19 protein-coding genes are annotated in these 22,413 nt (G+C 63.5%); 6 read left to right on the top strand and 13 right to left on the bottom strand.

The annotated features are described in order from the left end of the window. The first annotated feature begins 9 nt into the window (after positions 1-9). Complete coding sequence (gene gcvP / locus ASD99_RS28345) at positions 10-2,820, top strand: aminomethyl-transferring glycine dehydrogenase (RefSeq protein ID WP_057145637.1); 2,811 nt, start codon at positions 10-12, stop codon at positions 2,818-2,820. Here gcvP and ASD99_RS28340 read toward each other — a convergent pair whose 3' ends face one another. The 10 genes from ASD99_RS28340 to cpaB all read right to left on the bottom strand — a co-directional run bounded on the left by ASD99_RS28340 (position 2,821) and on the right by cpaB (position 13,021). Then, positions 2,821-3,996, bottom strand: a complete 1,176-nt coding sequence (locus ASD99_RS28340) for a GGDEF domain-containing protein (RefSeq protein WP_057145636.1) — start codon at positions 3,994-3,996, stop codon at positions 2,821-2,823. It abuts the gene before it with no gap. Between the two features lie 165 nt (positions 3,997-4,161). Then, positions 4,162-4,632, bottom strand: coding sequence for a hypothetical protein (locus ASD99_RS28335; protein ID WP_056582108.1), 471 nt, complete (start codon positions 4,630-4,632; stop codon positions 4,162-4,164). A 186-nt stretch (positions 4,633-4,818) separates the two neighbouring features. Further along, entirely contained in the window at positions 4,819-5,640 is an 822-nt protein-coding gene (locus ASD99_RS28330; protein ID WP_082583448.1) for a hypothetical protein, read from the bottom strand. 86 nt (positions 5,641-5,726) lie between these two features. After that, a complete protein-coding gene (locus ASD99_RS28325; protein ID WP_057145633.1) occupies positions 5,727-6,692 on the bottom strand; it encodes a type II secretion system F family protein in 966 nt (321 codons plus the stop codon). A 1-nt stretch (position 6,693) separates the two neighbouring features. Then, the gene (locus ASD99_RS28320; RefSeq protein WP_056582102.1) at positions 6,694-7,659 is read right to left on the bottom strand and encodes a type II secretion system F family protein; all 966 of its coding nucleotides are present in this window, start codon (positions 7,657-7,659) and stop codon (positions 6,694-6,696) included. A 5-nt stretch (positions 7,660-7,664) separates the two neighbouring features. Further along, a complete protein-coding gene (locus ASD99_RS28315; RefSeq protein WP_056582101.1) occupies positions 7,665-9,086 on the bottom strand; it encodes a CpaF family protein in 1,422 nt (473 codons plus the stop codon). Then, entirely contained in the window at positions 9,083-10,297 is a 1,215-nt protein-coding gene (locus ASD99_RS28310; RefSeq protein ID WP_056582099.1) for an AAA family ATPase, read from the bottom strand. The genes ASD99_RS28315 and ASD99_RS28310 overlap by 4 nt, the downstream gene beginning before the upstream one ends. 45 nt (positions 10,298-10,342) lie before the next feature. After that, positions 10,343-10,612: a hypothetical protein gene (locus ASD99_RS28305; RefSeq protein WP_056582098.1), complete on the bottom strand. Its 270-nt coding sequence runs from the start codon at positions 10,610-10,612 to the stop codon at positions 10,343-10,345. Positions 10,613-10,616: 4 nt separating this feature from the next. Next, the gene (locus ASD99_RS28300) at positions 10,617-12,035 is read right to left on the bottom strand and encodes a type II and III secretion system protein family protein (protein WP_413813964.1); all 1,419 of its coding nucleotides are present in this window, start codon (positions 12,033-12,035) and stop codon (positions 10,617-10,619) included. 59 nt (positions 12,036-12,094) lie between these two features. Continuing rightward, a complete protein-coding gene (gene cpaB / locus ASD99_RS28295) occupies positions 12,095-13,021 on the bottom strand; it encodes a Flp pilus assembly protein CpaB (RefSeq protein ID WP_244482729.1) in 927 nt (308 codons plus the stop codon). A gap of 237 nt (positions 13,022-13,258) precedes the next feature. Between cpaB and parE the strand changes: the two genes are divergently transcribed. Together parE and ASD99_RS28285 are read left to right on the top strand one after the other, a co-directional pair. After that, positions 13,259-15,313, top strand: a complete 2,055-nt coding sequence (gene parE / locus ASD99_RS28290; protein WP_056582389.1) for a DNA topoisomerase IV subunit B — start codon at positions 13,259-13,261, stop codon at positions 15,311-15,313. A 97-nt stretch (positions 15,314-15,410) separates the two neighbouring features. Continuing rightward, a complete protein-coding gene (locus tag ASD99_RS28285; RefSeq protein ID WP_057145629.1) occupies positions 15,411-17,477 on the top strand; it encodes an FUSC family protein in 2,067 nt (688 codons plus the stop codon). On the opposite strand, the gene ASD99_RS28280 is transcribed toward ASD99_RS28285, so the two are convergent. After that, positions 17,474-18,598 carry a DUF2336 domain-containing protein gene (locus ASD99_RS28280; RefSeq protein WP_056582090.1) on the bottom strand — a complete coding sequence of 375 codons (1,125 nt, stop codon included), beginning with the start codon at positions 18,596-18,598 and terminating at the stop codon, positions 17,474-17,476. The two genes, ASD99_RS28285 and ASD99_RS28280, sit on opposite strands and share 4 nt — an antisense overlap. A 152-nt stretch (positions 18,599-18,750) precedes the next feature. Between ASD99_RS28280 and ASD99_RS28275 the strand changes: the two genes are divergently transcribed. Together ASD99_RS28275 and ASD99_RS28270 are read left to right on the top strand one after the other, a co-directional pair. Beyond that, entirely contained in the window at positions 18,751-19,203 is a 453-nt protein-coding gene (locus ASD99_RS28275; protein ID WP_056582088.1) for a MaoC family dehydratase, read from the top strand. Between the two features lie 3 nt (positions 19,204-19,206). Next, positions 19,207-20,088: an HpcH/HpaI aldolase/citrate lyase family protein gene (locus tag ASD99_RS28270; RefSeq protein WP_056582087.1), complete on the top strand. Its 882-nt coding sequence runs from the start codon at positions 19,207-19,209 to the stop codon at positions 20,086-20,088. Here the strand turns inward: ASD99_RS28270 and ASD99_RS28265 are convergent. After that, a complete protein-coding gene (locus ASD99_RS28265) occupies positions 20,085-20,693 on the bottom strand; it encodes a flavin reductase family protein (protein WP_056582085.1) in 609 nt (202 codons plus the stop codon). The two genes, ASD99_RS28270 and ASD99_RS28265, sit on opposite strands and share 4 nt — an antisense overlap. Next, complete coding sequence (locus ASD99_RS28260) at positions 20,694-21,278, bottom strand: nitroreductase (protein WP_056582082.1); 585 nt, start codon at positions 21,276-21,278, stop codon at positions 20,694-20,696. 157 nt (positions 21,279-21,435) lie between these two features. Between ASD99_RS28260 and ASD99_RS28255 the strand changes: the two genes are divergently transcribed. Then, complete coding sequence (locus tag ASD99_RS28255; protein ID WP_056582080.1) at positions 21,436-22,398, top strand: hypothetical protein; 963 nt, start codon at positions 21,436-21,438, stop codon at positions 22,396-22,398. Positions 22,399-22,413: the final 15 nt, after the last annotated feature.

Below are 22,413 nucleotides of genomic sequence, written 5' to 3'. Positions count from 1 at the left end.
TCGAAAGACATGACCGCAGCACCCTACCCTTTCTCGGCCCGCCATATCGGCCCCGGCCTCAATGACACCAGAGCGATGCTGGCCGCCATCGGCGTACCCTCGATCGAGACGCTGATCAGCCAGTCCGTGCCGAAGTCGATCCGGCTCGATCGGCCGCTTGCCTTGCCAGCACCGGCGAGCGAGGCGGAAGCGCTGGCCGAGCTTTCAGCGACGATGGCCGGGAATACCGTGCTGAAGAGCTTCATCGGTGCCGGCTATCATGGCGTCCATGTGCCGCCGGTGATCCAGCGCAACCTGTTTGAGAACCCGGCCTGGTACACGGCCTACACGCCCTATCAGGCCGAGATCAGCCAGGGCCGGCTCGAAATGCTGTTCAACTTCCAGACGCTGGTCACCGAACTGACCGGCCTGCCGGTGGCGTCGGCCTCGCTGCTTGATGAAGCAACCGCCGTCGCCGAAGCGGTCGGCATTGCGCTGCGCCATCACCGCGACAAGCGCACCAAGATCGCGCTTGCCGGCACGCCGCATCCGCAGACACTGGACGTGGTGCGCACGCGCGCCGAGCCGCTCGGCATCGAGATCGATGGTGAGACGATCGACGACAACACCGCCGCCCTGCTCGTCTCCTGGCCGGATACGTTTGGCGTCTATGGCGACCATAAGGCGGCGATCGACAAGGCGCGCGCGACCGGCGCCATCGTCGTCTTCATCGCCGACCCGCTCGGACTGACGCTGGCCGATGCGCCGGCCAAGCTTGGCGCCGACATTGCGGTCGGCCCGATGCAGCGCTTCGGCGTGCCGATGGGCTTTGGCGGCCCGCACGCGGCCTATTGCGCCGTCTCCGACAAGTTGACGCGGTTGATGCCCGGCCGCCTGGTCGGCCAATCCACTGACAGCAAGGGCCGGCCCGGCTACCGGCTTGCCTTGCAGACACGCGAGCAGCATATCCGCCGCGACAAGGCGACCTCCAACATCTGCACGGCGCAGGCGCTCCTCGCCAACATGGCGACCGCCTATGCCATCTGGCACGGCCCCGCTGGGCTGCAGGCGATTGCCGGGCGCATCCATGCACTGGCCAACCGGCTGGCAAGCGGCCTTGAAGCGGCAGGTGCGTCGGTGATCGGCGCCAGCCGTTTCGACACGGTGACCGTGGAGACCAAGGGCAAGGCGGCGCAGATCGCCGCCGCGGCCGAAAAGACCGGCCGGCTGCTGCGCATCATCGATGCCGACCATGTCGGCATCAGCTTCGATGAGACCTCGACCGATGCCGATCTCGATGCGATCGCGGCCCTGTTCGGCGCCAAGGCTGGTTCCTCAGCCGCCAGCACGATGCCCGGCAAGCCGCGCGGCAAGGAGTTCCTGACACAGCCTGTTTTCCACGAAAACAAGTCGGAAACCGAGATGATGCGCTTCCTGCGCCGGCTGGCCGACAAGGACCTGGCACTCGATCGCGCCATGATCCCGCTCGGATCCTGCACCATGAAGCTCAACGCCGCCGCCGAGATGATGCCGGTGAGCTGGCCAAGCATCGCCAACCTGCATCCTTTCGCCCCGGCTGCGCACTCGGCCGGCTACCGCGCCATGATCGGCGAGCTGGAAGGCTGGCTGTCGGAGATCACCGGCTTCGACGCGGTCACCTTGCAGCCCAATGCCGGCAGCCAGGGTGAATATGCCGGACTGCTCGCCATTCGCGGCTATCACCGCTCACGCGGTGACAACCACCGCACCGTCTGCCTGATCCCTTCCTCGGCGCATGGCACCAATCCGGCAAGCGCGGCGATGGCCGGCATGAGCGTCGTCGTCGTGCGCTGCACCGAAGACGGCAACATCGACATGGACGACATGAAGGCCAAGGCGGCTGAGCATGCGCAAAACCTCGCGGCGCTGATGTTCACCTATCCCTCGACGCATGGCGTGTTCGAGGAAGGCGCGCGCGATCTCTGCGCGCTCATCCATGAACATGGCGGCCAGGTCTATTTCGACGGCGCCAACCTCAACGCGCTGGTCGGGCTTGCCCGTCCCGGCGACATCGGCGCCGATGTCTGCCACATGAACCTGCACAAGACCTTCTGCATCCCGCATGGCGGCGGCGGTCCCGGCGTCGGTCCGATCGGCGTCAAGGCGCATTTGAAGGCCTACCTGCCCGGCCATGTCACCGAAGGTTCGCGCCATGCGGTGTCCGCCGCCCCCTTCGGCAGCGCTTCGATCCTGCCGATCACCTGGATGTACATCCGCATGATGGGCGCGTCGGGCCTCAAGCAAGCGACTGAAACGGCGATCCTGTCCGCCAACTACATCGCGACGCGGCTCGGTGCGCATTTCCCGGTGCTCTACAAGGGCAGGCAGGGACGCGTCGCGCATGAATGCATCCTCGACACCCGCGTGCTCAAGGACAGCGCAGGCATCAGTGTCGACGATGTCGCCAAGCGCCTGATCGACTATGGTTTTCACGCGCCGACCATGTCCTTCCCGGTCGCCGGCACGCTGATGGTGGAGCCGACCGAATCCGAGCCCAAACGGGAACTGGACCGCTTCTGCGAGGCGATGATCGCCATCGCAGGCGAAGCGTCGAAAGTCGCCAGGGGCGAATGGCCTTTGGCCGATAATCCGCTGGTCAACGCGCCGCACACGGCCGCCGAGGCACTGGCCGCCCAGTGGACCCATCCCTACTCGCGCCTGGAGGCGGCCTATCCCGCCGGCGACGCCGACGCGGCAGCCAAATACTGGCCGCCGGTGTCACGAATCGACAATGTCGCCGGCGACCGCAACCTGGTCTGCTCGTGCCCGCCCCTGTCGGACTATCTGGGTGCGGCGGAATAATTAGGCAGAGCGCAAGGCCGGCTTGATCGGCTCGGCCTTGGCCATCCTCTTGCGGCTGATGACGCAATTTCGCCCGGCACGCTTGGCCGCGTAGAGTGCCGCGTCTGCCTCGGCGAGCACCGCGTCGAGGCTGCTGCCGACTGCCTCGCCAAAACCGATGCCGCCGCTGACTGTGCTGCGCAACTTGCCGAGTTGGGTGGGAACGATTTCGGTGCCGAAGGCAACGCCGATCTTGCTGGCGAGATCATAGGCCCGCTCTTCCGTCATCCGCGACATGACGATTGCGAACTCCTCGCCGCCCAGGCGAAAAGCGTCGACACCGGTCCTGGCATATCTCTTGATGACGGCGGCGAAGCGGCAGAGAACCTGATCCCCGACCGGGTGACCGTAGACGTCGTTGGTGCGCTTGAAATGGTCGAGGTCGAACATGACGATCGCCATGAACGGGCCGAAACTCCGCTCGCCGTAGAGTGACATCAGCCCTCGACGGTTCATCAGCCCCGTCAGCGGATCGGTCATGGTCTCTGCCTTCAACTCGATCTGCGCCTGCAGATGATGGAGGGAGAGCGTCAATGCGCCGAGCCCGGTCATGCAGGCCACTGCCACGGCGGAATTCAGTCGTTCGGCCCAGTTGTCGGGCGCGACCGCCAGCGTCCATTGCCCCTTGGTCAGCAGAACCACGCCGCAGAGCGCAAACGACACCGCGCAGGTGCCGCTCAGAAATGAAACCACCAGCAGGATGCGGCGATCGTGACTGCCGTTGATCCAGAACATGATGCCTATCGCCGACAGCAGCGCCGTTACAGTGGCGTAGGTGACGATGAAGCCGACGCCGTCAAGCCCCAGGAAGGTGACAGTGGCACAGATGGCCATGGCGGCAAGCACAGGTGCAATGGCGCGTCTGTAGCCGGGCACGCCCAGATATTGCATGGCCGACACGCAGAGGATCAGAAATCCCAGGCTGAGCAGCGCAAGCACGATCTGGCAAAGCAGCGGGTCAGGATCCTTGGTGTATCGCCAGAACAGGATCACATGCGCGACGAGCACCAGAATGCCGCACGCCACCGTCAGCACGAAGCCTGCCTTGGGCGCGGTGAACCAGATCGCAAACATGGTGACGCTGAGGCAGATGCCCGACAGCGCGGCTGCGAGCAGGAGCGAACTGAAGTCCAGCATATCGGGCAAGGGCCTCTCGAGCGTCGGCGGTTACGCCGCATTCTAGGTCAGCGGCAGCCCTCAGACATGGTTTTGGAGCCGATCTTTCGACGCAACCTGCCGATAGGGTTTACAAAGCGTCGATGCCTTATGTCCCGAAACCGGACCTAGAACGCGACGACCGGATCAACCCTTGTTCAAGAGAGCGAGGTTGGCGTTGACGACGGTGGGATCGGCCATGCCGGCCTTCGCTTCGAGCAACAGCGCCTTGGCCTTCTTGCGATTGCCGCGCAGCAGTTGCGAATAGCCCATGTTGTTGACGATCTGCGGCTTGCGGCCGGCGACTTTCAAAAGCTGGCTGTAGGCACGATCGGCGAAGTCGAAGCGGCCGAGCTCGTCGTAGGAAGCAGCGAGCCCCATCCAGGCCTCCGCATTGTCGGCCTTCAACTCGACGGCCTTGCGAAAGTGCTTTTCGGCAAGGCCGTAATTGGCATCGCGAAACTGCGCCTTGCCTTGCGCCAGATCGGAGGTATCGACGTCTTTTGCCGCCGGTTGGATGGCGGTGGTCTTGGTGGTGTCGACCCCGCTTGTCGTACAACCAGACATCATCAAGACGGCCGCTATCGCGGCCATTGCAGTGAAATTACTGTGACGCATGCCCCTGCCTCATCGCCCGATTTGCCGGGTCGTTCTTCAGGAAACACATTACATGAGCGGCGATTAAACTTCGGTGCCGAAACGCCACTAAAATTTCGTTTCGGGCACACCAGCCATTAACCACCAGGCGCGAGATGAAGACTTATTCCCGAGAGAACCCCTGCACCAGGGACGCGAGCGGCCTTTTCACGGCCCCATGACTTTGAGTGCCTCGGGAACCGGATAGAGGTTGCCATCATAGCGCAGCCGGTAGGTCCGGTTCACCGGCTTGCCGGGACGAGACTGGCACTCACCATCCTTGTCGGGAGACGGGTTATCGGTATCCGTCCGCTCGGCCACTGAGATGTCGTGACAGCCGTGATGGCTCACCGGGCTCATTGCTAGGCTGACCTGGCTCGAATGAAAGGATCCCGCACAATTGGCATCGCCTTCGCCGCCATTGCCGGCCACGACGAGGCCGTCGAGCACCAACCGCAATGCATCGCCGTCGAGGGCATAGAGCCGCAGGTCGGTTTCGCTGAAGGGGTTGGCCTGCGAATGGTTTGCGATTTCGACGCGCAGGCCGAAGGCGGAGACCTTGGGCGCCAGCCGGTAGCGGCCGGTATCGAGTTCGATCTTGCGGATGGCTATGGCATCATCGGTGATCAGCCCTGGCTCGAGCAGGCGCTGGCGCACCTGCAGGCTGTTCTTGTCGACGACCAGAAGCTCGATATCGCCGACATGCCCGTCGTCACTGGATTGGGCGCTGTCGGTCAGCGGCACCGCGACCAACAGCAGATCGTCATGGGCGGGCCAGATCTTACAGACCAGGACAAATGGCGTATCGGCATCCGCCAGGGCGATGCAGATATGGGGTTCAAGCGTGAACGAGGCGCCGTCAGCGCTCTTTCGAGCCTTGGGATAGGCCTGCTGCACCAAGGCGGCAGCATCGCCGCAATCGTCGGCCGCGGCCCAGGCGGGCGACAGGCCGGCGGCGGCGAGGCCGAGGAACAGAGTACGCAACAGCATTCGCATGGGCTTCTCACGTCGCAGGGCCGAGTTCGGGCAGGACAATGGGTTGTCAGCCCCTCGCCAGTACTTTCGTGGGGCGCTTGCTAATGCGCAGCCGTCATTTTGACGATAATCGGGATGATCGCAATCATCAGCACCACCGGCAGGATGCAGACCGTTACCGGCACAGACATCTTGGCCGGCAGGGCGTGCGCCTTTTCCTCGGCCAGCGACATGCGCTTGTGGCGCATTTCGTCGGAAAAGACGCGCAGCGCCCCCGACAGGCTGGTGCCGAGTTCCTTGGACTGTTGCAGCAGCGTGGCGAAGGAACGCACTTCGTCCAGGCTGAGGCGGTCGGCGAGCGCCTTCAGCGCGTCGTCGAGGCTGCGCCCTGCCCTCAACTCGAGCGACACAAGCTGCAAGTTCTGGCTGAGCGCCGGATAAGTCTTGGCGAGCTCCTTCGAGACGCGCTCGATGCCGGCCTCCATGCTCATGCCGGCGTCCGAGCAGACAATCATCAGATCCATGAAATCGGGAAAGCCGTTGCGGTATTCGCGCCTCTTTTCCCGCACCTTCTGGGTCAGCACCAGACCAGGCAGAAAGTAGCCCGCTGCTCCCGACAGGATGACGAACGTCCAGCGGCTGGCCATCGTCGCGTCCGGGCTGGCCATCCACTGGTTGAGTACAAAGACACCGATTGCCGTGCCGATCATGGCTGTGAACCGGACAAGGAAAAACATGCCGACGGCGCGGGGCTCCATGTAGCCCGCCTGGATGAGCTTCATGCGCAGCCTGGCGACATTTTCCGGATCGCTCTTGGCGTAGAATTCCTGCGCCCGCTTCACCGCCTTCTCACGCACGATACCGGCGTTCCTCTTCTGCACCGGCTCTGGTTTTGCCGCCGCGGGACCGTCGCCGATCTTGAGCCGACGCATGACCTCGTTGCGGTCGCCCTTCGCCGTCACCATCGGCCAGGCAACCGCGACTGCGCCCATGGCCAGCAGCAGGATGGCCACCGGCATCAACGAGGTCGGCGCAAGCGAGGCGAGGAATTCGATCAAGCCCTGCATGTCAGAACCGGAAATTCGACATCTTGAACATCATCAGATTGCCCAGCATCAGCCAGGTGATCGAGCCGCCAATCAGGTACCAGGTCTTCGGCTCGCCCCAGACATCACGGTAGAAGCCCGGCATCAGCGCCATGATGGCGGCAAACAGCAGCGCCGGTATCGCCGTCAGGATGTAGGCCGACATGCGGCCTTCGGTCGAAATGGCGCGCACCTTGCGGCGCAGCTTGCCGCGCTCGCGGATCGTCAGCGCCAGGCCATCAAGGATCTCGCGCAGGTTGCCGCCCGAGCTGCTCTGGATCGAAACGGCGGTGATGAACAGCGGCAGGTCCTCATGGCCGACCCGTTCGAACAGCGAGTTCAACGCCGAAACCAGATCCGATCCGTAGGTCACTTCATCGGCGATGACGCCGAACTCGGTGCCGATCGGGTCGGGCATCTCGCGCGCGACCATGGCGATCGCCACCGGCACTGGATGGCCGGCCTTCAGGCCACGCGTGATCAGTTCCAGTGCCTCCGGCAGCTGCATGCCGAACCGCTTCAGCCGGCGGTTGCGCTTGAAACGCAGCGTCATCACCGGCAGAATCGGCACAAGCACCACAAACAGCACAAGCCCCATCAGCGGCGGCAAGCCATACCAGATGGCGACCAGACCAGCGGCGAATGCCACGCCGCTGGTGATCATCAGGAACTTCGACAGCGGCATGATCATGCCCGACTGGGTTCGCAGAGCGCGAAACCGGTCCGGCGAAAACAGCGGCGTACCCGCATCAAGGCCCCGCTCCTTGCGCAGCTGGACGAGCACCTGCTCCTGGCTGATCTTGTTTTCCTGCAGCTTCATGCGCCGGTTGATGGCGGTGCGCTTGTCGCTGCGGCCGGCATAAAGCAGATAGCAGGCCTCGGCGATCAGTATGCCGGTCAGTGCTGCCGCGGCATAGACGACATAGATCGCGCTGAGTCCGTCGAACACGTTGGCTACTCCTGCGGCCGGCCGGGTTCGAAATATCGTCCGGGAAACTCGATACCCATGGCGCGCAGATCCTCGAGGAACCGCGGCCGGATGCCGGTTGCCTCGTAGTAGCCGAGGATCTTGCCGTCGGCCTCCATGCCGGTACGCACGAAGCGGAAGATCTCCTGCATCTGGATGACATCGCCTTCCATGCCGGTCACCTCGGCGACGCTGGTCACCTTGCGCTTGCCGTCGGACAGGCGCGTCAGCTGGACGATCAGGTCGAGCGCGCTGGCGATCTGGCTGCGGATGGACTGCACCGTCATCGGCATGCCGGTCATGCCAAGCATCTGCTCAAGCCGCGAGATGGCGTCGCGCGGCGTGTTGGCATGGATGGTCGCCATCGACCCTTCGTGACCGGTGTTCATCGCCTGCAGCATGTCGAAGGCTTCCTCGCCGCGGCACTCGCCGAGGATGACGCGGTCGGGACGCATGCGCAGCGCGTTCTTGACGAGGTCGCGTTGCTTCAGCTCGCCATGGCCTTCGATGTTGGCCGGACGCGTTTCCATGCGCGCGACATGCGGCTGCTGCAATTGCAGCTCGGCCGCGTCCTCGATGGTGATCAGCCGTTCATCTTCCGGAATGAAGGCCGACAGCGCATTCAGCATGGTCGTCTTGCCGGTACCGGTGCCGCCCGAAATGATCGTCGTCTTGCGGGCATGCACGGCCGCCGCCAGCACTTCGGCCATGTTCTGGGTGATGGCGCCGAATTCGACCAGTTTATGCAGGCCGAGCTTGTTCTTGGAGAATTTGCGGATCGACACCAGCGGACCGTCAACCGCAACCGGACGGATGGCTGCGTTGAAACGCGAGCCGTCCAGCATGCGTGCATCGACCATCGGCTGCGATTCGTCGACACGACGGCCGACCGCGGCAACGATCTTGTTGACGATGCGCAAGAGATGCGCCTCGTCCTTGAACGGAATGTGGACCGGCTGCAGCTTGCCCTTCTTTTCGACAAAGCAGTTCAGGTGGCCGTTGATCAGGATGTCGTTGATGTCGGGGTCCTTCAGCAGCGGCTCGAGCGGACCGAGACCGACCATCTCGTCGACGATGTCGTCGACCAGCGCATCAAGCTCGACGGTGTTGATCGCCATCCGCTCCTGCTTGGTCTTTTCCGACACGAAATCATGCACTTGCCGGCGCATCTCATCCTTGGGAAGACGCTCCAGAGCGACAAGATTGATCTCCTCGAGCAGCAGCCGGTGGATGCGCACGCGCGCATCGAGCACCTTGTTGGCATTCTTCGCCGGTGCGGCTTCAGGCTTGACCGGCAACGCCTTTCGGTTCGTCGGAATGACGACGGCATGATGGGCGACCGGCATTGGCTCGGCAGTGCGCTGCGGGCGCGCATCGCGGTTCTGCAGGGTGGAGAAACGGCTGGTCATCCGGCTTTCCTCTTCAGCAATCCACGGCCCATGCCAAACAACGAGCGCGATTTCGCCCGGGTTGGGACCGCCTCCTCCGGCAGGATGATCTTCTTCAGATCGTTGATGACATTGGCGTTCGGATCGATCTCGTGCAACGGCACGCCGCGATCGACCGCCTCGCGCACCAGCCGGTAGTTGTTGGCGATACCACCGACGAAATGCTCGCCGAGGATTTCCTGGACGTCCGCTTGCTTGATGCCGTTGTCGAACATCTTCTGTTCGAAGCGATTGACGATGACGTTCGGCTTCACTTCTTTGCCGGCGGTCTCGTAGACCGCCTGGATCAGCCGCTGTGTATGGCGCAGGCACGGCACCGTCATTTCGGCGACGATGTAGAGCTTGTTGGAACCGAGCAGCACGGTCTCCGTCCACGGAAACCAGGTGCGTGGCATGTCGATGACGACATTGTCGAAATAGGCCGAAACGAGGTCCAGCATGCGCACCACGACATCGGTCTTGAACGAGCGCATTTCCGACGGATGCGTCGGTGCCGCCAGCACACAGAGCCCGCTCGCGTGCTTAGACAGCATCACATCGAGCAGTTGGCGGTCGAGGCGTTCGGGCTGGTTCTCGATCTCGGTGATGTCGAAGCGCGGTTCGAGGTCGAGATATTCGGCGCAGGCGCCCTGCTGGAAATTGAGGTCGACGACGCAGGTCGAGGCACCGCGCGTTACCGAATGATGCAGCTGGAATGCGGTTTGCAACGCCAGCGTCGTGGTGCCGACGCCGCCCGCGGCCGGCATGAAGGTGTAGATCTGCGACTCGGTATTTTCCTCGCGCCCGGGTCCCTGCAGCGCCCGCACCACGGAGCGCACGAGATCGGCGGTGGTGATCGGCTTGACCAGGAAATCCGCGACCTTGAGCTGCACCAGAATGCGCACCGCGGCCGCGTTGAACTCCTGCGTGACGACGACGACCGGCACCTTGTCCTCGAGCCGGCGCATGATGCGCTGCAGCGACTCGACCTCCTCCAGTCTTGCAGCATCCATGTCGACGATGATGGCGCCGAAGTCGGCCTCCTGGATCTCGCCGCGCAGCTCGGTGACATTCTTCTCCACTGTCGAGAGCTGGATGATCTCGGAGGCGGCGAATGCGGTTCGCGTGTCCTGCACAAAGGTCCTGTCGGTCGATACGAGCAAGATCTTCCTGGTCTTGATGCCGTTTGCCATTCTGTCAGCCTGTCAGGTCGCCCGTTGGACCAGTTGCCCGTTGAATCAGTTGCTCGTGGTGGACTGCGACGCCTTCGCATCGGCTGCCTGATCGGGTGTGACGGCCGCCGCGCTGCCTCGCTGGGCCGGCACCAGAAGTCTGGTGTTCTGGACCCCGTATTTCCAGGGATCGACCATCTGCATGACGGTGTTGGCGGCCTGCGCCTCGCCCGCGCCGGTCGTCAGCCCTTCGCTGCGCACATAGTCGTCGCTGGTGCAGCCGGCGGCAAAACCTGCCAGCAGCAAGGCGATGCTCGATCTCAAAACCAGGCGCATGACTTCAGTCCTTCGGCAGGTCGAGGAAATGCCCGACCGTGGTGACGGCAGCCGGCTGCGCGATGCTGCCGTCGGCCATTGCCAACGCGCGGTTGGTGTCGGACGTCTTCACTTCCTCGGTGTTGTTGAGAAAATAGTCGGCATTGCTGGCCGGCTGCGTGCCGTCGATCGGCTCGACGAGCTTCTTCGACGGATCGACCGGCTTGACCAGATAGGGGGTGACGATAATGACCAGGTCGGTCTCGCGCCGCTGATAGGACTTCGAGGAGAACAGCGCCCCAAGCACCGGCATCTTGCCGAGACCGGGAATGCGCGACGTGGTGATGTCGTTTTGCGACTGCAGCAATCCGGCGATCATGAAGCTCTGGCCGTTCTTCAGGTCGACCGACGTCCTGGCACGGCGCACAATGAAGCCGGGAACCGAGATGGTGCCGATATTGTAGGAAGCCGAAGCGTCGATCGAGGAGACTTCCGGCGCGATGTCCAGGCTGACCAGCCCGTCCTTCAGGACGGTCGGCGTGAAATCCAGGCTGACGCCGTATTTCTTGTAACTGACCGAGATCTTGCCGTTGTCCTCGGAGACCGGGATCGGGAATTCTCCGCCGGCGAGGAAGCTCGCCGTCTGGCCGGATCGGGCGATCAGGTTCGGCTCGGCCAACCGGCGGGCGAGACCACGCTCCTCCAGCGCCTTGATGGCGATATCGATCGAGACGCCGTTCGACAAAAGCCGACCGATGATCTCGCCGGTGCCGGCGGTCGGCACCGTACCCGGATCGATCGTCACATCGCGTCCGCCGATGCCATAGGCGAAATTGGCGGCGTACTTGGCGCCCAGGTCCTGGCCCGCCTGCCGGTTGATCTCGACGAAGCGAACATTGAGCTGAACCTGCTGCGACGACGAGATGTTGACCGAGTTGATCACTTCCTCGTTGCCGGAAAAGCGCGTCGCGATCTTGTTTGCCTTTTCAGCGGCGACGGCGTCATCCGCCTCGCCAGACAGCACGACACGGCCATTGGCCGAGCCAACCTTGATCCTGGCATCCGGTACGCTGGCGCGAATGGTGCTGGCCAGTTGGTCGGTGTCGAGCGTCACCTCGATGTCGACGGTGCCGACAAGCTGCTTCTTCTCATCGAACAGTGCAATACCGGTGGTGCCGAGATTGTTGCCGAGCACGTAGAAGGACTTGTCAGTCAGCGGATTGACGTTGGCGATCTCCGGATCGCCGATAACGATCTGGTAGAAGGCGGCACTCGTCATGATCGTCTTCGGCTTGCCCTTGGCAACCTTGATCGACGCATTCTTGGTCGACGATACATAGACGATGTCGTTGTCGGCCCTGGCTGAGGTGCCAAAGGCCAGCATCGCGGCGGCAGCCAGCGAAGTCGCGACGGCCACGGTGCGCAAAACGCGCAACCGTCCCATGACCTGATATGTGATCAGCCCGAACATTGTCCCGTCCCTCACCCAGTCCCCACTGGCTTCTATTTCTGGTCCCGCGAAGGAACCTGGTATTCCTCGGCCTTTGTGCCGCGCGTCACGATGACCGTCTTGAACTTCGGTTTCTCCGGCTCCTTGGTGGCGGCATCGAACAATGAGCCGGCCGCGGCCTGCACATTCGAGGCGACCGATCCACCGAAGGAAGAGATGGTGGTGACGCCGTTCTTGTCGTCTCCGCCTTCGCTGGAGGACCGAAGCGACAAGGACAAGGTGCCGACGGTGCGGGCAAGTGCCACTTTCTGCGCGCCGTCGGTCGTCACCTCGATAGTCACGGAATTGGAAATCTGCGGCGTCGTCTGACGCTCGTCGGCGCCCTGCCCGACGCTCAGCACCTTGGCATCGGCGACAACGATCTCGGAGGTGATGGTGGAACCGGCAGCGCCCTGTGCGTTCTTGGCCACCTCCTGGATTTCGCCGGCATCGCGTGTCAGCACGACATCAACCCGGTCGCCCGGCGTGACGAAGCCGCCGACCCCGGCGATTTCGTCGGTGCGGATGGTCACCGCCCGCATTCCGGGCGTCATCATGTTGGAAAGCGTCGCGCGGCCATTTGGCCCGGACAGCTTGGTCAGCAGCACCGGTTCGTTGACTTCGATCGGCGACAGCACCACGCGGCTGCCGTCGGCGAGCAACGCATTGATGGTGGCGAAGGCGCCCTTCGGCACGGACCCTTCCGACCACGGAATTTCGCTAAGCTGCGCCCGGTCGAGTTCCATGCCGTAACGCAGCGGCGCATTCGCCACCACGATGGTCTTGAACTCTACCCTGGGCACAACAGGTGCCGGGATCGACGCCGTCTTCTCTTCGGAATCGGCCTTGGCCTGGCTTTTGACCCAGAAATCCGCGGCAAAGATCGAGATCGCGCCAAAAACGGCGGCGATGCCGATCATCGATATGGCCTTGCCCCTCACGCCGAAACCCCTGATGCCCGCAGTTTCTTGTTTTGTTGGGCTCACGCTAGGCGGCATTGTTAAAGAATCAGGAATCTTGCGCGGCGGTATCCGACCTATTTCCGCCGTCTTGGTTATCGAATGGTTTTGAGTTAAGAGGGATCATATCCCTGAACGGAACAGGAACCTCGGTCGCTTGGCGCTGAAAAGCGTGGCAGTATCGTGAGGTGATTCGCAGCATCGAACTCTATGGCAGACATGGACGACAACAACGATCTCTTCGGCAATATGGACAAGCAGCCTCAGCCGGTTCGCACGCCGGCGCGCCCGGCGGATCCGCTGGTTCAGGCCACCAAGCGTCCTGTCGCGACAAAGGATGGCAGCGAAGGCTATAGCGCTGCCGACATCGAGGTGCTGGAAGGGTTGGAGCCGGTGCGCCGCCGGCCAGGCATGTATATCGGCGGCACCGACGACAAGGCGATGCACCATCTGTTCGCCGAGGTCATCGACAATTCGATGGACGAAGCGGTGGCCGGGCATGCCACCTTCATCGATGTCGAACTCTCGGCCGACGGCTATCTCGCCGTCACCGACAATGGCCGCGGCATCCCGGTCGATCCGCATCCGAAATTCAAGAAGCCTGCACTCGAAGTGATCATGACGACGCTGCATTCGGGCGGCAAGTTCGACTCCAAGGTCTACGAGACATCGGGCGGCCTGCATGGCGTCGGCGTGTCCGTGGTCAACGCACTGTCGGATCATCTCGAGGTCGAGGTCGCACGAGGCCGCCAGCTCTATCGCCAGCGCTTTTCTCGCGGCGTTCCCGTGACCGGCCTGGAACAATTGGGCGAGGTCCACAACCGGCGCGGAACGAAAATCCGCTTCCACCCCGACGAGCAGATTTTCGGCAAGGGCGCGGCGTTCGAACCGGCGCGGCTCTACCGCATGACGCGCTCGAAAGCCTATCTGTTCGGCGGAGTCGAGATCCGTTGGACCTGCGATCCGTCACTGATCAAGGAAAAGGATCAGACGCCGGCCAAGGCTGAATTCCATTTTCCCGGCGGCCTGAAGGATTATCTCAAGGCATCGCTCGGCGACGACTTCCAGGTCACCCGCGAGATGTTTGCCGGCAAAAGCGACAAGCAAGGTGGCCATGGCTCGCTTGAATGGGCGGTGACCTGGTTCGGCGGCGACGGCTTCATCAATTCCTACTGCAACACCATCCCGACCGGCGAAGGCGGCACCCACGAGGCCGGCTTCCGCAACGTGCTGACGCGGGGCCTGCGCGCCTATGCCGATCTCGTCGGCAACAAGCGCGCCTCGATCGTCACCTCGGAAGACGTCATGATCTCGGCGGCAGGCATGCTGTCGGTGTTCATCCGCGAGCCGGAATTCGTCGGCCAGACCAAGGACAGGCTGGCGACGATCGAGGCAATTCGAATTGTCGAGACCGCTATCCGTGATCCGTTCGACCATTGGCTGGCCGACAACCCGCAGGAAGCCTCGAAGCTGCTCGAATGGGTGATCGCACGCGCCGACGAACGGGTGCGCCGACGCCAGGAAAAAGAGGTGTCGCGCAAGAGCGCGGTGCGCAAATTGCGCCTTCCGGGCAAGCTCGCCGACTGCACGCAGAATGCCGCGGCCGGCGCCGAACTCTTCATCGTCGAAGGTGACTCGGCCGGCGGCTCTGCCAAGCAGGCGCGCGACCGCGCCAGCCAGGCCGTGCTTCCCCTGCGCGGAAAAATCCTCAACGTCGCCAGCGCCGGCAACGACAAGCTTGCCGGCAACCAGCAGATCTCGGACCTGATCCAGGCGCTCGGCTGCGGCACGCGATCGAAATACCGCGACGAAGATTTGCGCTACGACCGCGTCATCATCATGACCGACGCCGACGTCGACGGCGCCCACATCGCCTCTCTGCTGATCACCTTCTTCTACCAGGAGATGCCGGCGCTGGTTCGTGGCGGCCATCTCTACCTCGCGGTGCCACCGCTTTACTCTATCAGGCAGGGCGGCAAGGTCGCCTACGCCCGCGACGACGCGCACAAGGACGAGCTTTTGCGCACCGAGTTCACCGGGCGCGGCAAGGTGGAACTCGGCCGCTTCAAGGGTCTGGGCGAGATGATGGCCGCCCAGCTCAAGGAAACCACCATGGATCCGAGGAAGCGCACCTTGCTCAGGATCGATGTGATTGACGCCGAGGCCGCTACCAAGGACGCGGTCGACGCGCTGATGGGCACCAAGCCGGAGGCCCGCTTCCGCTTCATCCAGGAACGCGCCGAATTCGCCGAGACGGAAGTGCTGGATATCTAGCCGCCAGCGGTTTAGCTCTTTGTTCTGCGGCAGGAAAACCGTTTCACACTTTTCCGGGAATTGCTCTAGCCTGCGCTTCTGATACGGAGACCGGCATGTGATCTGGGCGCGGCTGAAAGCCTATTTCGACACCAGTCTGGCCGGGTTGAGGCAACCGACGCGTTCGGACTGGATTTTCTCCCTGCGCACCGTTTCGGCCGGCCTGATCGCGCTTCTGGTCGCCTACGTGCTGAAGCTCGACCACCCGCAATGGGCCATGATGACGGTGTTCATCGTCGCCCAGCCGGTTGCCGGCATGGTGCTGGCGAAGGGCTTCTACCGGTTGCTCGGCACGCTGGTCGGCGGCGTTGCGGCGATCGGCATCACCACGGTGTTCGGCACCGGTCCCTGGGTGCTGGTGACGGTGCTGGCCGTCTGGATCGGCATTTGCACCTTCGTCTCGTCGCTGCTGCGCAATCCCGAAGCCTATGGTGCCGCACTTGCCGGCTACACCGCGATGATCATCGGCCTGCCCGCCTTCGGACAGCCGCACCTCGTCGTCGACCTCGCCGTCGCGCGCTGTGCCGAGATCGTGCTCGGGATTGTCTGCGCCGGCCTGACCAGCCGGCTGATCCTGCCGAAACTGGCCAGCGACGCCATCGTGTCGCGCCTGAAACGATGCATCCTCGATCTCGCGACATACGCCGGCGGAGCGTTCTCCGGCGGCGATCCCGCAACGCTCTCCGGCTTGCACCGAAAGCTGGTCGCCGACACACAGACGCTTGGCGAGATGCGCGCCTATGCCAGACTCGAGGCGCCGAGCTTCGCGCCCCGCGCCCATCCGGTCCGGCGCACCATAGGACAGCTGCTCTCGGCGCTCTCGGCGGCACGCGCGCTGCATTCGCACGCCGCCCCGAAGAATGCGGCGCTTATTCCGGTACGCTCGGAATTACAGTCGCTGGTCAGCGAGCTGGCAACAAAGCCCGGCGCGTTGGACGATACGGCGCCGTGGGTGGCTCGGCTCGATGCGATTGCCGGAAACGCTCGGCAAATGCCCGATGCCTCGACTGACCAGGGCGACGACAGGGTCGGCACCATCACCCGCCTTACCATCGCCGCCGATTTCGCCGAGGCGCTCAAGCAGGTGCTGCGCGGCCTCGACGCCTTGCGCGCGCCTGCCACGCGCCCGCTCCAGGGCAGCAGGCAGCCTGCACTGGTGGTGCATCGCGATTACCCCGGCGCATCGCGCAACGCCGTGCGCGCTGCCCTTGCCACGCTGCTGGTCGCGGCCTTCTGGCTAACGACGAAATGGTCGGAAGCGGCCGGCACGGTCATTCTCGTTGCCGTCGTATCGAGCCTGTTTGCCGCTCGCCCCGACCCGGTGCAGGTGGCCTGGGGCTTCTTCAGAGGAACGCTGTTCGCTTTGCCCTTTGCCTTTCTCGTCGGCCAGATCGCGCTGCCCGCCTTGCCCGGCTTCGGCTGGTTCATGCTGTTTGTCGTGCCCATCCTGGTGCCGACGGCGCTCGCCATGGCCAATCCGCGCTATGTCGGCGTGGCGACGGCTTTCGCCATCAACTTCCTCGCCTTCCTTAGTCCGCATCAGGCGATGACCTACGATCCCGGCCCGTTCTTTGCCGGTTCGGCTTCGATCCTGGTCGGTATCCTGCTGGCGATCGGCGTCTTCATCGTCGTGCTGCCCGCCGATCCATGGCTCGCGGCCAACCGCATCGTGCGCGCCATGCGCGAGGATCTGGCGCGGCTATGCCTGCATGAACGCGTGCCGAGGCGTTCGGCCTTCGAGAGCCTCGCCTATGATCGCATCAACCAGTTGATGCCGCTGGTGCAGAACGCCGGCAGGAAGGGCGACGCGGTGCTGGGCGGCGGCGTTGCCGCCGTCACCGTCGGCCTGGAGATCCTGCGGCTGCGTAGAGCAAGCCAGGGCCATGCCATCCCATCCGAGACCGCGCTTTCGATTGCCAACTTTCTAAGAGGGCTGGCGCGCGAACTGCTCTTCCGCGCCCCCGGTGATCAGCAGACCTCGACCGTCGCCGTCGCGCGCCAATATTCGGCGAGCATCGCCCAACGAAACGGCACTGGCGAGATGCTGCAGATCGCGGCATCGCTGCGCATCATCGCCGCCGCGATGGAGGATTTTCCGGATTTCTTCGCGAGGGATAAAGGCTAGGCCGCCGCGATCGCCAGCGCGTGGCCCCGCGCGTTCTCGCGCAGCGCATCGAGATGGATCGACTTGACCAGCGCGGCAAGATCACCCTCGGCGGATTGCCCGCCCACTTCCTTGAGCATCAGCCAGCTGACCTCCTGCACACCGGCGACGCGCTTGCCGTTGGCGACTTCGCGCCAGATCTTCAGCGCGCGCAGGATGATGGCGTGCGTGGCCGCGGCGAGGCCCGCGCTGCGAAACAACGCCTGCAAGGCGACATCGTGCCCGCCGGCCAGCAGCGCCCTCACCCTTTGTTCGGACTGCTGGCTGAGCGCGACCATCGCCGAGCCGAAGAAATCGACCTTGCCATGCGCGATGGTGCGGATGAGAAAGCTCGCGGTGAGATCGCCGCGCAGCCTGAGATGCTCGATCAGCGCCGCATGTTCTTCCTGGCGCGTACCCTCGATCAGCGTCACCGAGGCCTTGACGCAGGCGTCGCGCATGACGCGATCGGCTCGCGCCGCGCCCATCAATGCCATCACCAGTGGCGACGTTTTCAGCATCTCGCCGAGTTTGACGAGCAGCATGTGCCGGCAGTCGGCAGGCAGGCGGGCATCCGATATCAGCGCCTCGCGCACCAAGGGCAGATGCCCGTGCCGTTCGGCCATGCGGCGGAAACTGAGCGAAGCGATGTCGGCGCCGCTGTTGGCGAGCAGCACGGCGCAGGCCTCCGCCTCGCCGATCTCGGCGATGGCCGCCGACAGCGCCATCGAGACGAGCGGCCGGTCGGCGATCAATTTTTGCGTCGCCTTCGGACTTGAGGCCACGCGGTTGATCAGATCGGCGTCGGTAAGCAGCGGCGAGCGCGCCAGCACCACGCCGGCCACTTCCGGTTGGTCGGAGGCAAGCACGCTGATGATCTGCAATGGCGCGTGGTGGCTCATCGACAGCGCCTCGGCCATCGCCAGGCGCACCTTCGACGAGGCATCGTCGAGCAACAGCGTCAGCGCCGCCTCGGCGGCGCAGCGGTCCTCGAATGGCAGGTCGGAATTGACATAGGCTCGGGCCAACGCGCTGGCCGCGGCGGCGCGCTCCGACACCCTGGCGGTGTAGATCCATTTCAGGAAATGCGAAACAACAACCATGCCCGTCTGCTTACGCCCCTTGCCAGAATGTTTCTGGCCCCGGTCAGGACCGTAGGCAGAAATAGTTTACGAACGGTTCACCATGTTCATTAACTGGCTTGCGAGCCCTGAATGCAGCGCCTATCAACCATCAAACAATAGAGGGACCGAAAATGGCCGGGCTTTATCTCGAAGAGTTCGTCGTCGGCCATGTCTTCCAGCACACGCTGCGCAAGACCGTTACCGAAAGCGACAACATGCTGTTTTCGGTGATGACGCTGAACCCGCAGCCGCTGCACATCGACTTCGATTTTGCCGCCAAGAGCGAATGGGGCAAGCCGCTGGTCAACTCGCTTTTCACGCTCGGGCTGATGATCGGCATTTCGGTCAATGACATCACCGTTGGCACAACGGTCGCCAATCTCGGCATGAAGGAAACCGTGTTTCCGCATCCGGTCTTCCATGGCGACACCATCCGGGTCGAGACGACAGTCATCTCGGTGCGGGAGTCGAAGTCGAAACCCGACCGCGGCATCGTCGAATTCGAGCATCGCGCCTACAACCAGCATGGCGATCTCGTCGCCAAATGCGCCAGGCAAGCGATGATGCTGAAGAAGGCGAACTGACGCATGCGTTCGCTGCTGTTCGTCCCCGGCGATTCCGAGAGGAAACTGGATAAGGGTTTTGGTGCCGGTGCCGACGTGGTCATCGTCGACCTTGAAGATTCCGTGGCGCCGCAGAACAAGGCGCTGGCACGCGAGGTGGCGGCGCGCTTTATCGCCGAGCGCAGGGCGCAAACCGGCTCAGCGATCTATGTCAGGGTCAACGATCTCTCGACCGGCCTGACGGATGACGATCTGGCGGCGCTCGTTTCAGCCAAGCCCGACGGCATAATGCTGCCCAAGTCGAACAGCGGCCAGGATGTGCAGCATTTGTCGGTAAAGCTCAGGGTGCGCGAGGCTGAAAACGGCCTGGCCGACGGCGCGATCAAGATCCTGCCGATCATCACCGAAACGCCGGCAGGCGTGCTGGCGGCGGCGACCTATGCCGGGACGAGCGCGCGGCTTGCCGGTCTCACCTGGGGCGCCGAGGATCTGTCGGCTGCGATCGGCGCACGCACGGCCCGCGACGAGCGCGGCCGCTACACGGACGTGTTCCGTCACGCTCGCACGATGACCATACTCGCCGCTGGTGCGGCGGAGGTCGCGGCTATCGACACCGTCTTTACGAATTTTCGCGACATGGCGGCCTTCCAAGCTGAATGCAGTGAAGCCGAGCGCGATGGCTTCACCGGCAAGATGGCTATCCACCCCGATCAGGTGCCGGTCATCAACGCCGCCTTCACGCCGTCGCTCGAGGCGGTGAGACAATCGGCGGCAATCGTCGCCGCGTTCGCGGCAGTGGGAAATCCCGGCGTCGTCGGCATCGACGGCAAGATGTACGACCGCCCGCATTTGCGGCTGGCCGAGCGGCTTCTGGCGCGGGCAAAGGCGGCAGGAGTCTCGGCTTAGTCCTTGTCCCAGCGTGGCCGTCGCATCGAAAACACCTCGTTGACGCTGGCATAGTCCATATAGCCGAGTCGGGCGACATTGCCGGCCCTGGTGATGTCGAACAGACCGTCTGTCAGGAAGGCGTCGTCGATGTATACGCCGACCACTTCACCGGCGACGACGACGGCACTTGTCGGCGATCCGTCCAGTGCCTTTGGCCGAAAGACTTCCGTCACCCGGCATTCGAGCGCTGCAGGCGCTGCCGCCACGCGCGGCGGCGCGACCAGGCGCGACGGCGCCATGGCGAGGTCGGCATAGACGAACTCATTGACGCCGCGCGGTGCATTGACCGATGTGCGGTTCATCTTCTCCGCGAGGTCGCGACTGACGAGATTGGCAACGAACTCGCCGGTTTCCTGCGCGAAGGAGGCGCTGTCTTTCTCGCCTTCGGAGGAAAACCAGACGATGAAGGGTCGCGTCGAGAAGGCATTAAAGAAGGAGTATGGCGCGAGGTTGATCTCACCAGCCCTGTTCAGCGTCGAAATCCAGCCGATCGGACGCGGCGCCACGATCGCCTTCGAAGGGTCGTGCGGCAGGCCGTGGCCCTTTGAAGGTTCGTAGAACATTCAGCCCACCCACGGCCCCGAATAGTCGCCATAGAGCTTTGCCGGATCGGGCCGGGGCCGCTCCGGCGCCGGGCCAGCATAGGAGCCGATATGGATGAAGCCGATGACCCGCTCCTGCGGTGCCAGCCCCAGCAACGCCCTGCCCTCCGGCACATCCGAATACCAGTTGCTGATCATGTTGGTGCCATAGCCCAGCGCATTGGCTGATATCATCAGGTTCATTGCCGCCAAGCCGCCTGACAGGAACATTTCCCATTGCGGGATTTTTGGATTCTCCCTGGGAATCGACACGACGCCGATCACCAGCGGCGCGCGCGAGAATCGCGCCAGTTCCTGGTTGCGGCGGCCTTCCGGCAAGGGTCCCTCCCGCTGCTCCGCAAGGGTCGCCAGTTGTCTGCCGATCTCGACGCGGGCTTCACCACGGTAGAGGATGAAGCGCCAGGGCTCCAACCGGCCATGGTCGGGCACCCGCGAGGCAGCAGTGATCATCGTCGCGATCTCCGCATCGCTCGGCGCCGGCTCCTTCAGATCAGGGATCGGTGCGGAGTTTCGGGTCAGCAGGAAATCGATGATTGGCGACGCCATGGGCGCAAGTCTCCTAGACATTCTGTTTTGAGCTGAAGCGCACCATCGGGAATTCGGGCGGCTCGGGCATTGGCGCGGGATACGTCGGACGGAAGAGTCGTATCGATCGGACTCTTAAGCCTTGAAATTGCCACCGCCATGGGCTTCAACGCAAGGTATGTTTGAGGGGACTGTCCGTCTTTTCCTGGTCTGGCTCGGCGCCCTGCTGTTCATGGCGCCGGTTTCGTTCGCCATGGCGCAGAACGTCGACGGTGTCAGCGACCTGAAGCTTCCGGGAATTTCGAGCTACGCGACGCCGAAAGGTGAGACGTCCCTGGCTCTGAGCGGCGGCGGTGCCATCACACTGTCCGCGCAGTTGACCGACAAGGGCGCCGACATCACGCGCGGCATTGTCTGGCGGGTCTTCAAGCCCGAAGCCGTCAACGGTAAATTGCCCATGGTCGCCTCCGCCCATGGCGGCACCGCCGTCTTCCAGCTCGAGCCCGGCAGCTATCTGGTTCACGCCTCCTACGGCCGGGCCGGCGCCACCAAGCGCATCACTGTCGGCAAGGACACCAAGCGCGAAAGCCTCGTGCTCGACGCAGGCGGCCTCAAACTCGACGCCGTGCTGTCCGGCGGCGTGCGCATTCCGCCGAAGAAACTGCGCTTTTCGATCTACGAGGGCACCGCCGAGGCCAATGGCGATCGCGCGCTGATCATTCCCGATGTCGAGCCCAACAGTGTCGTGCGGCTCAACGCCGGCATCTATCATGTCGTCTCGACTTATGGCGCGGTCAATGCGGTCATCCGCTCCGACATCCGCGTCGAGGCCGGCAAGCTGACCGAAGCCACCGTCGAGCACCACGCCGCCGAGATCACGATGAAGCTGGTGCGCGAAACCGGTGGCGAGGCGATCGCCGATACGTCCTGGTCGCTGCTCAACGAATCCGGCGATCCGATCAAGGAAACCGTCGGCGCCTTCGCCTCGATGGTGCTGGCCGAGGGCGACTACACCATCATCGCCAAGAACCGCGACCGCATCTACCAGAAGGATTTTACCGTCGTGGCCGGGCAGAACCAGGAGATCGAGGTTCTGGCCACCGAGGCCGCGGCGATGGACCCTGAAGAAGGCGCGGACTAACCTTCCGCGGCACGG

This window comes from Mesorhizobium sp. Root695, from assembly GCF_001428185.1.
In the GTDB taxonomy this organism is placed as follows: Bacteria; Pseudomonadota; Alphaproteobacteria; order Rhizobiales; family Rhizobiaceae; genus Mesorhizobium.
This window is presented reverse-complemented; position numbering and strand designations above follow the sequence as displayed.